At 66.7% G+C, this 9,434-nt stretch carries 16 protein-coding genes; 5 read left to right on the top strand and 11 right to left on the bottom strand.

What is annotated here, in order from left to right:
* From OZ10_RS17825 to OZ10_RS17795, 7 genes are all read right to left on the bottom strand, one after another.
* Nucleotides 1-264: RebB family R body protein (locus OZ10_RS17825; protein ID WP_039566285.1), on the bottom strand; the 264-nt coding region annotated here is incomplete at its 3' end.
* Complete coding sequence (locus OZ10_RS17820; RefSeq protein WP_043931546.1) at nt 261-440, bottom strand: RebB family R body protein; 180 nt, start codon at nt 438-440, stop codon at nt 261-263. The genes OZ10_RS17825 and OZ10_RS17820, both read right to left, overlap by 4 nt.
* Nucleotides 441-528: 88 nt before the next feature.
* On the bottom strand, nt 529-864 hold the full coding sequence (locus tag OZ10_RS17815) for a hypothetical protein (RefSeq protein WP_039414365.1): 336 nt from the start codon (nt 862-864) through the stop codon (nt 529-531).
* Nucleotides 865-970: 106 nt separating this feature from the next.
* The gene (locus tag OZ10_RS17810) at nt 971-1,249 is read right to left on the bottom strand and encodes a RebB family R body protein (RefSeq protein ID WP_022973268.1); all 279 of its coding nucleotides are present in this window, start codon (nt 1,247-1,249) and stop codon (nt 971-973) included.
* 52 nt (nt 1,250-1,301) lie between these two features.
* Nucleotides 1,302-1,568: a RebB family R body protein gene (locus OZ10_RS17805; RefSeq protein ID WP_039414371.1), complete on the bottom strand. Its 267-nt coding sequence runs from the start codon at nt 1,566-1,568 to the stop codon at nt 1,302-1,304.
* Between the two features lie 30 nt (nt 1,569-1,598).
* Nucleotides 1,599-1,868, bottom strand: coding sequence for a RebB family R body protein (locus OZ10_RS17800; protein WP_022973269.1), 270 nt, complete (start codon nt 1,866-1,868; stop codon nt 1,599-1,601).
* A 35-nt stretch (nt 1,869-1,903) separates the two neighbouring features.
* A complete protein-coding gene (locus OZ10_RS17795; RefSeq protein ID WP_039414376.1) occupies nt 1,904-2,191 on the bottom strand; it encodes a RebB family R body protein in 288 nt (95 codons plus the stop codon).
* Between OZ10_RS17795 and OZ10_RS23030 the strand changes: the two genes are divergently transcribed.
* Nucleotides 2,190-2,318: a hypothetical protein gene (locus tag OZ10_RS23030; protein ID WP_266103780.1), complete on the top strand. Its 129-nt coding sequence runs from the start codon at nt 2,190-2,192 to the stop codon at nt 2,316-2,318. The genes OZ10_RS17795 and OZ10_RS23030 overlap by 2 nt on opposite strands.
* Before the next feature lie 657 nt (nt 2,319-2,975).
* Here the strand turns inward: OZ10_RS23030 and hemE are convergent.
* From hemE to OZ10_RS17775, 4 genes are all read right to left on the bottom strand, one after another.
* The gene (gene hemE / locus OZ10_RS17790) at nt 2,976-4,040 is read right to left on the bottom strand and encodes a uroporphyrinogen decarboxylase (protein ID WP_039414379.1); all 1,065 of its coding nucleotides are present in this window, start codon (nt 4,038-4,040) and stop codon (nt 2,976-2,978) included.
* A gap of 14 nt (nt 4,041-4,054) precedes the next feature.
* Complete coding sequence (locus tag OZ10_RS17785; protein ID WP_039414382.1) at nt 4,055-4,306, bottom strand: WGR domain-containing protein; 252 nt, start codon at nt 4,304-4,306, stop codon at nt 4,055-4,057.
* Nucleotides 4,307-4,541: 235 nt separating this feature from the next.
* Nucleotides 4,542-5,654, bottom strand: a complete 1,113-nt coding sequence (gene aroB, locus OZ10_RS17780; RefSeq protein ID WP_039414385.1) for a 3-dehydroquinate synthase — start codon at nt 5,652-5,654, stop codon at nt 4,542-4,544.
* Nucleotides 5,651-6,193 (bottom strand): shikimate kinase, encoded by a 543-nt coding sequence (locus OZ10_RS17775; protein ID WP_039414388.1) that lies wholly within the window; start codon nt 6,191-6,193, stop codon nt 5,651-5,653. The genes aroB and OZ10_RS17775 overlap by 4 nt, the downstream gene beginning before the upstream one ends.
* A gap of 217 nt (nt 6,194-6,410) precedes the next feature.
* Between OZ10_RS17775 and pdxH the strand changes: the two genes are divergently transcribed.
* From pdxH to OZ10_RS17750, 4 genes are all read left to right on the top strand, one after another.
* Nucleotides 6,411-7,010 (top strand): pyridoxamine 5'-phosphate oxidase, encoded by a 600-nt coding sequence (pdxH, locus tag OZ10_RS17770; protein ID WP_039414416.1) that lies wholly within the window; start codon nt 6,411-6,413, stop codon nt 7,008-7,010.
* 307 nt (nt 7,011-7,317) lie between these two features.
* Nucleotides 7,318-7,734 carry a YjfI family protein gene (locus OZ10_RS17760; RefSeq protein WP_039414395.1) on the top strand — a complete coding sequence of 139 codons (417 nt, stop codon included), beginning with the start codon at nt 7,318-7,320 and terminating at the stop codon, nt 7,732-7,734.
* A 12-nt stretch (nt 7,735-7,746) separates the two neighbouring features.
* Nucleotides 7,747-8,520: a PspA/IM30 family protein gene (locus OZ10_RS17755; protein WP_039414398.1), complete on the top strand. Its 774-nt coding sequence runs from the start codon at nt 7,747-7,749 to the stop codon at nt 8,518-8,520.
* Nucleotides 8,521-8,547: 27 nt separating this feature from the next.
* On the top strand, nt 8,548-9,434 hold an 887-nt coding region (locus tag OZ10_RS17750; RefSeq protein ID WP_039566279.1), incomplete at its 3' end, for a potassium channel family protein.

The raw sequence follows: 9,434 nt of genomic DNA, 5'->3' as shown, positions 1-9,434 counted from the left end.
GCCTGGAGGCGCGGGCGGTGGCGGCGGCGGAACCGGGAACGGTGCCGAGATCATCTTGGCGCAGGCCGCAGTGATCGCAGCGGCATTGATCATGCCGGCGCCCTGCTGCCGGTTGACGGCGTTGTGCATCGCCATGCCCAGCGTTTCCAGCATCACGGCATCGAGCATGCCGAGCGCCTGTGCGGGGGCCTGACCGGTGGTCAGCGTCACGATGCTGCTCACCGCGTCGACGATCTGGCTGTTCACGGTACTGTCGTCGATCATGATGAAGTCGCTCCCTTCTGGATGATCAAGGCAAGGATCTGGGTGAGTGCGGCATCGGCGAGTACCTGTCCGCGTTGCTGATTGGCGACGGCGTTTTCCATTGCCAGCGCGATGGAATCCGACAACGCCAGGTAGGTGGCCCCCATCGCGAAGGCCGGCGCTTGCCCGATGGCCAACGCCGCACCGGTTGCGGCAGGGCCGACCAGGCTGGCGACGCTTGCGGCACGCGCGCTTGGCTGCATGACGGGGCACTAGCCCTGCGTTCTAGGCCAACGACGGCCTGCGCTGTTCAATGCCAGCCGACGCCGAGAACAGCACGGTGTTTTGTGGCTCGTGCTTGCCTGCGTATTGCAGGGCAACGCCATTGCGCACGGATTCCAGGAAGGCAAAATTGCCGTGCGGCACATCGATCACGCCGTCCAGCTTCTGGCGATACACCAGCGGCTGCACACCGGGAATCAGCGGGAGAATTCCGTCGAACTCGACGTTCATCACTGCCTTCTGGTGCGGCGCGAACGTCGCCACGATGGTGCGGCCCCTGATCAGTCTGACGAAGACGTCCAGGGTGTTGGACGTGGGGATATGACGTAGTTGCAGCATGGGGCGTCCTTTCTCGATTCGATCAACGAAACCGCATGGGGTTGGCATCGCGTCGCTTAGTCAACCGGGCGCCGCTGGTGCGGCAGCAGCGGCGCCCGGCTGCCGATTACCTGAGCCCGGCGCTCAGGATTTCCCGGGTGGCGACGCCATCGGACGCGGTATCGATCGAGTACAGGGTGGACACGCCCTGGGTGGTCGATGCCTGCATCGTCACGTAGGACTGCTGCTGGTTGTTGGTGGCGTTGTGCGCGGCGTTGGACAGCGCCTGGCTGGTGGCGACGAACAGGTTGCCCATTGCAATCGCCGGCGCATCGCCGAGGACCTTGGTGTTGACCTGGGAAACGGAATCGGTGATCTGGCTGTTGACGGCGGTCGGAAAGGCCATGGTGATAGCTCCTTGAGGTAGTGAAAGAACGAAGACGCTGCGGCGTTAGCGGTTAGCCGAGAATCTTCTTGGTGGCGGCACCGGTGGTGCCGGTATCGAGCGAATACAGCAGCGAAACGCCCATGGTGGTCGCTGCCTGTGCGGTGACATACATCTGCTGTTGCGCGAGCGTGGCGTTGTGGGCCGCGTTTGCCAGCGCCTGCGCGGTGGCCTGGTACAGATTGCCCATGGCTGCGGCGGGCGAGCTTCCCAGTACCTGCAGGTTGGCCTGGGTAACCGAGTCGGTGATCTGGTCGTTGACGGCGGTGGGAAATGCCATTGGTGGATGTCCTTGGCGTTAGCCGGGCCTTCAGACGCCCAGGATCTGCTTGGTAACGACGCCGGTGGTCGCGGTATCGATGGAGTACAACGTGGCCACTCCCATCGTGGTAGCCGATTGCGCAGTGACATAGCTCTGCTGCTGCGCGTTGGTTGCGTTGTGGGCAGCATTGGCCAACGCTTGCGCAGTTGCCTGATACAGATTGCCCATTGCAATCGCCGGCGCGTCGCCAAGGACCTTGGTATTTACCTGGGTAACGGAATCGGTGATCTGATTATTGACTGCGGTTGGAAATGCCATTGCTTGCTCCTTATGTGCCAAAAATCACGATTGGCTTAGCCCAGGCCCTTCACGCCAGTGCTCAGAACCTGCTTGGTCGCCACTCCGGTGGTGGCGGTATCGATGGAGTACAAGGTGGCGACCCCCATCGTGGTTGAAGACTGCGCGGTGACATAGCTCTGCTGCTGCGCATTGGTCGCGTTATGGGCGGCATTGGCCAGCGCTTGTGCAGTGGCCTGGTAAAGATTGCCCATGGCGATGGCAGGGGCATCGCCCAGCACCTTGGTATTGGCTTGTGTGACGGAATCGGTGATCTGGTCGTTGACGGCAGTTGGAAAGGCCATGCTTTTCTCCCTGATGTACGGATGGTTGAAGCGCTGGAACAAACGTGACGGTGTCGAGGTTGCGCAGGCGGCCTGCCTGGCTGGAGATGTGTTGCAGTGGCACCGCATCACCGTGGAGCAACAGTAGATCGCCGTGCCTTCGAAGAATTGGCGCAAACGACGGCAATGCCGGGTTTATCGACGTGAAGCCGAACCGGCTTGAGAGCGGCACGCGAGGGGGCGCTGCGATCTGGAACGCGGTGCGGTGAATTCATCGGAAAATCGCAACCGGGTTTACAAAAACACCCAGCGAAATGCGCGAGGACGTGCATCGGCTGGGCCGGCTGCCAGCGGGCTCAGCGTTGCGCTGTCCTGCGCCAGCCGCTCTACGTGCCGCTGGTGAGGGATCAGACCAATCGGCTGTGACGCTGCAGACGCAGCGCATCGACTGACAGCATGAGCGCTGTCACAAATCGGTATGCGTGTGCAGAGGCCGGCTGCGGGCTGCCTGCCCTGGCCTGCGGTATCGCCGGGCATGCGCGTGTGGGCAGCGCTTGGCATGGGTTGGATGCCACGACCGACGCCGCAGCGTCGGCGGGAGTGAGTCCAGGAGGCTGACGCATCGGCATTGATGCGCGGTGTTACGACGACCCGATGCTGGTGTTGAAGACAGCGCTCCGACGCGGGCTGTGTTGGCCCGTCAGCGCGTACTGGGCGCTGCACTGCTTGGCCAGCGCACGAATGTGTTCGGCCCTGATTTTGCGGCAACCGACAGCACGCGCGGTGCCGTCGGTTGCAGAGCCCGTCAGCGCTTGCTCAAGCTCTGCACTGCCTCAACCAGCACGCCCACGTGCTCCGGATTCATGTCTGGCGACATGCCGTGGCCGAGGTTGAAGACGTGGCCTTCGCGCGAGCCGCCATTGCCCTGGGCGTAGCTGTCCAGGGTCTTGCCGACCTCGGCGCGGATCGCTTCGGGCGAGCCGTACAGGGTGGCCGGGTCCAGGTTGCCCTGCACGGCGACGCGGCCGCCGGCGCGCTGCGCGGCATCGGCCAGCGAGATGGTCCAGTCCACGCCCACCGCTTCGGCGCCGCTGGCGGCCAGATCGGCCACGTAGGCACCGTTGCCCTTGCCGAACAGCACCAGCGGGGTGCGTTCGGCGCCATCGCCGCGTTCCAGTTCACGCGCGACGCGGGTGAGGTAGGGCAGCGAGAATTCGCGGTACATCGCCGGCGACAGCACGCCGCCCCAGGTGTCGAACACCTGCAATGCCTGCGCACCGGCCGCACGCTGCGCGGCCAGGTAGGCGATGACCGCATCGGTGACGGTGCCGAGCAGGTGATGCAGCAGCTCCGGCGCGTTGAAGGCCATGGCCTTGATGCGCGCGTACTCCTTGCTGCCGCCACCTTCGATCATGTAGCAGGCCAGCGTCCACGGGCTGCCGGAGAAGCCGATCAGCGGCACGGACCCATCCAGCTCGCGGCGGATCACGCGCACCGCGTCCATCACGTAGCGCAGTTCGGTTTCCATGTCCGGCACGCCCAGGCGGTGGATCGCGGCGGCATCGCGCACCGGGTGACGGAACTTGGGGCCTTCGCCTTCGACGAAGTACAGCTCCAGGCCCATCGCATCGGGGATGGTCAGGATGTCGGAGAACAGGATTGCCGCATCCAGCGGGAAGCGCTGCAGCGGCTGCAGGGTCACTTCGCAGGCGATGTCCGGGTTCTTGGCCATGCCCAGGAAGCTGCCGGCGCGCGCGCGGGTGGCGCGGTACTCCGGCAAGTAGCGGCCGGCCTGGCGCATCAACCATACGGGGGTGCGGTCTACGGGCTGACGGTTGAGGGCGCGCAGCAGACGATCGTTCTTGAGCATGGGAAGGTGTGTCCTCAGCGCGGCGCGTCGGCGCCGCCGGTGATGAGTTGGAAGCCGCGCTTGAGCTGGGTGTCGCGGGCCTTTTCGAAGGCCCGGTCGGCCTCGTCCTGCAGCAGGTACTGGTCGCGCCGGAGTTGCGTGCGTCCACCGATCTGGCCGCTCTCGCGCAGCAGTTCCCAGCCCCCGAACAGATCCGGTTGCAGGGTCAGCTGGACATAGCGGAGCGGCTCGTTGCCGCCGGAGTCGTGTTGCAGGAGGATGCGCATGTCACCGATTGTAGCCGGGCGCTGCTGAAGGCTGGGAGGCAGTGGGCACGCCGGGTTGCGCCGGGAGCGCTGGCAAGCAGGGATTGCGTAGGAGCGCACCTGGGCGCGATGGGGATTTGCTGGCAAGCCCCGTCGCGCCCAGGTGCGCTCCTACAAGGAGTGGGCGTCGGGGCGGTCGACGGCAGTTGCGTGCGGCCATGCAGCGTTGCGTGCCTGCCTGCCTAGCTGGCGGGCCTCAGCCGGCCAGGATCTCCAGCACCGCAGCCTCGTCCACGTCCGGCACCACTTCGGCCTTGCCGATGCCGCGCCAGAGCACCAGGCGCAGGCGGCCGGCGACGTTCTTCTTGTCCAGCCGCATGCGGCCCAACATGGCGTGCGGCGCCAGGCCGGGCGGGATCTCGGTCGGCAGCTCGAACTCCTGCAGCAGGGCGCGCAGCGCCTCGGTGTCCTGCACATCGCTCATGCCCAGCGCGGCCGACAGTCGCGCGGCCAGCACCATGCCCACCGCGACCGCTTCGCCATGGTTGAGGTTGTCGTTGCCGGGCGCGCCGTAGCCTTGTTCTGTCTCGATCGCATGGCCGAAGGTGTGGCCCAGGTTGAGCAGGGCGCGCTCGCCCTTTTCCAGCGGGTCGCGCGCGACGATGTCGGCTTTGTGCTCGCAACTGCGTGCGATCGCCTGTGCGAGGGCGTCGGCGTCGCCTTCTAGCAACGCCCGGCGTTCGGCATGCAGCCACTGGAAGAACAGCGGGTCGCGGATGGCGCCGTACTTGATCACCTCGGCCAGCCCGGCGCGCAGCTCGCGCGCGGGCAGGGTGTGCAGGGTGTCGGTATCGGCAATCACCGCGCGTGGCGGGTGGAAGGCGCCGACCAGGTTCTTGCCTTGCGGGATATCCACCGCGGTCTTGCCGCCGACCGACGAATCCACCATCGCCAGCAGGCTGGTGGGCAGCTGCACGCAGTCCACCCCGCGCATCCAGCAGGCCGCGGCGAAGCCGGCCAGGTCGCCGACCACGCCGCCACCGAGTGCGAACACACAGGCGTCGCGGGTCGCGCCGAGCTCGGCCAGTGCGGCAATCGCAGCGGCAAAGTTGTCCAGCGTCTTGGAGGCTTCGCCGGCGGCGATCACCAGCTCGCCCAGCTGCAGGTCCGGGCGCGCCTGCAGCAGCGCGCTGCGCACGCCGGCGGCGTAGTGCGGTGCCACCTGGGTGTCGCTGAGCACCAGCACGTGGCGGCCGCGCACATGGCTGGCCAGGCGTGCACCGTCGGCCAGCAGGCCGGGCGCGATGGTGATGGTGTAAGGCTGTGCACCGTCGACATCGACGCTGCGGCTGGAGCGGGGGAGTGTCATGCAGGGGTACTCGACATGCGCCATTGCGCGGCCAGGCGCAGCACCAGCTGCGCGGTGGCTTCGGCGGGGGAAAAGTGATCGGTTTCCAGGGTGAGGTCGGCCACGTCCTGGTACAGCGGGGTGCGATGCGCGGCCATCGTGTGCAGCACCTGCTCGCGGTCGGCACGCTGCAGCAGCGGGCGGTTGCGGTCGCGCGCCAGGCGGGTCAGTTGCGCCGGCACGCTCACGTGCAGATACACCACGAATCCGCGCGCGCGAATACGCTCGCGGTTGAGCGGATCCAGCACCGCGCCGCCACCGGTGGAAATGAGTTTGTTGTCCTGCTGCAGCAGTGCCTGCAGGGTCTGCGCCTCATGCTCGCGAAAGCGTGCTTCGCCGTGTTGCTCGAAGATGGCCGCAATGCTGCTGCCCACGTGGTCGACGATGGCCTGATCCACATCGACGAAATCCAGCCCGAAGCGCTCGGCCAGGCGTCGGCCGATACAGCTTTTTCCGGCGCCCATCGGGCCGACCATCACGAGATTGGGAGCGGGGTTCATGCGCAGGGATCCTAGCATTCACGCTTGCGCACCGGGCCGGTTGACGCGCGCCGAATCCATCGCGGCCGCCAGCACGCCGCGCGGTGCGGTAGCCCTGCAACGCCGCATGTCGCGCGCCCGTGCACTGGGCCAGCCATGCCGGCTGCGACAGCCGGGCGTAGGACAAGTGCCGGCGATGCGCCCACAATGGACGCCCCTCCTGCCGCCACGCACCGCCATGCCCGATCTGTACGCAGAAGCCCTTGCCACCTTTACCGCGCTGTATGCCGAGGCGCAGGACAGCGCCGAGCTGGAAGCCAGCGCCATGACCGTGGCCACCGCCACCGTGGATGGGCGGCCGAGCGCGCGCACTGTGCTGCTCAAGGCCTTCGATGCGCGCGGATTCGTGTTCTACACGCACCTGGACAGCGCCAAGGGGCGGGACCTGCAGACCCATCCGCAGGCGGCGCTGCTGTTCCTGTGGCGCAGCCTGCGCGAGGCCGGCATCCAGGTGCGCATCGAGGGCGGCGTGCAGCTGGTCAGCGCAGACGAAGCCGATGCCTACTTCGCGTCACGCCCGCGCATGAGCCAGATCGGCGCCTGGGCTTCGCTGCAATCGCAGACGCTCGGCTCGCGCGCCGAGTTCGACGCGGCGATCGCCAAGGTCGAGGCCACCTTCGACGGCCGGCAGGTGCCACGGCCGGATGGCTGGGGCGGCTTCCGGGTGGTGCCGCAGGCGTTCGAGTTCTGGTATGGCGCCAAGTTCCGCCTGCACGAGCGTTGGCGGTACGAGGCCGATGCGGCCAGCCACTGGACCAAGCGGATGCTCTACCCATAACGCCCGCCCGACGCGGCGGCGCGCACGCTGGCGGCCGCATCGTTGGCGCGGCGGTGCCGCGGGCCGCTGCCGCACCCAATGCGTTCGCCTGGCAGGGCCGGCACGCGCGGCGGCGTGTGCAGCGGCGACGCGGCGCAGCGCTGTGCGGCATGCGCCGGAACGGGGCGTGCCCGGGCAGTGCCAGCGGTCGAACGCCGGCACTTGATGCCGCCTGACCGGTGCCGAACGGCACGTTCTGCCGGTCGCGAACAGTCTGTAGTATGTCCGCCCATTGCTTGACCACCGTTTCCAAAGGACAGGACATCGTATGACGCAGTACACCACTGTCGAATTGCACGGCCTGTTGGCCGAGCGCTACCGCGGCCAGCCGATCGAGGTCGAACTCATCGACGGGCTGGAGCCGGCGATCAACCTCACCCTGGCTGACCACGGCGACATGCAGATCCAGGTGGCCGCCTCCGGCTCGCAGGTATTTGTGTCCACGCTGCTGGCCAATGCCGACCAGGTCAACGACCGCGCCGCGTTCAACGACGCCTGCCTGCGGCTCAATCCGCTCAATCCCCTGTCCAACCTGGGCCTGGTGCAGGTCGACGGCAAGGACAGCTACGTGGTCTTCGGCGAGCTGTCGGCGTCGTCCACGCTCGACCAGATCGACGAGGAAATCCAGACCCTGGCGGCCAATACGCTGGATGCCGCCGAATCTCTCAAGCCGTTCTTTTCCTAAAGGCGTGTTGTCATGAGTATTTTTTCCAAACTGATCACGCTGCTGCGTGGCACCGCACACGAGACCGGCCAGAAGGCGGTCGATGCCAATGCATTGCGCATCCTGGACCAGGAAATGCGCGATGCCGGCGCCCAGCTCACGCGCTCGCGCGAAGAACTGACCAAACTGATGGCGCAAAGCAAGCTGGCCCAGCAGAAGATCGACGCGCGCGCCGGCAAGATGGCCGAGTACACGCGCTATATCGAAGGTGCGCTGGCCAAGAACGATGAAGCGCTGGCGCACGACGTGGCGGTCAAGCTGGCCGCGCTGGAAAGCGAAGACGCCGGCGACAAGGCGTCCAAGGCATCGCTGGACCAGTCGGTGGTGACGCTCAAGGCCACCATCCAGAAGACCGAAAACCAGCTGCGCGGCATGCGCCAGCAGATCGATACGGTCAAGGCCACCGATGCGGTGCAGAAGGCGCAGGCGGCGATCGCCGCGCGGCATTCCGGCGCCAGCAGCAAGATGGGCTCGGCACTGGAATCGCTGGAGCGCATCAAGGCGCGTCAGGCCGAAACCTCGGCGCGCATCGAATCGGCCGAAGAACTCGAAGCGTCCAGCGGCGATGGCGATCTGAATCGGCGTCTGGCCGCGGCCGGGCTGATGGAAGGCGAGTCCAACGCGGCCGCCGTGCTGGCGCGCTTCAAGAAGCCGGCCGCGCAGCTGGGCCACGACACCACCAGCGGCACGGCGCCATTGATCGGCCAGGTGCGCGACGTGCAGCAGGTTCCGCGTAGCGACAGCTGACCGCAGCGCCACGGCACAGGACGCGCCATGATCATTGTCGGCCGGTTGTACCGGGTCTTGCGGCGGCATGTGCGCCGCGTCAGCTGGGGCATGGTGGCGCTCGCGCTGCTGGCCCACATGTGCCTGAGCTGGGCACTGTTGCGGTTGGCCGGCGAGCACAAGCTCGTCGGCCTGGACGCGTTTCCGTATTACTACATGACCACCGCCACCACGATCGGCTACGGCGACCTGTCGCCGGGCTCGGTGGCCGGGCGCTATATCGCCGCGTTCGTGTTGATGCCGGGCGCGGTGGCGTTGTTTGCCACGGTGCTGGCCAAGACCAGTGCGGTGCTCATCACCTTCTGGAGGCGTCACTACATGGGCAAGATGGCCTACGACGCGTTGCGCGGGCACACCATCCTGATCGGCTGGCAGGGCGCCGCGTCCAGCCGCCTGCTGGACCTGCTGCTGTCCGATACCGCCACCGACGATGAAGGCGTGGTGCTGATCGCCGAAGACATCACCGAAAACCCGATGCCCGACCACATGCGCTTCGTGGCGGCCGAGTCGTACACCCACACCGAGGTCTATCTGCGTGCCGGCATCGCGGGTGCCGCGCGGGTGATCGTCAACCCGCCGTCCGACGACCAGACCCTGGCCGCGGTCTTTGCGTTGATGGCGCATGCGCCGGCTGCGCATGTGGTGGCGCATTTTGATTCGGCCAGCGCTGCACGCCTGGTCAACTGCCATTACCCGGCCATCGAGTGCACGCGACCGATGACCGCCGAGATCCTGGCCCGCGCCGCGCAGGACCCGGGCAGTGCCGCAATCACCGCCGAGCTGCTGTCGGTGGACGATGGCCCGACCCAGTTCAGTCTTGCCGTGCCCGCCACTGTCGAGACGCTGGACTACAGCCGGCTCGCGGCCGATTTCAG

The sequence above is a fragment of the Xanthomonas cannabis pv. cannabis genome (assembly GCF_000802365.1).
GTDB classification, from domain to species: Bacteria; Pseudomonadota; Gammaproteobacteria; order Xanthomonadales; family Xanthomonadaceae; genus Xanthomonas; species Xanthomonas cannabis.
This window is presented reverse-complemented; position numbering and strand designations above follow the sequence as displayed.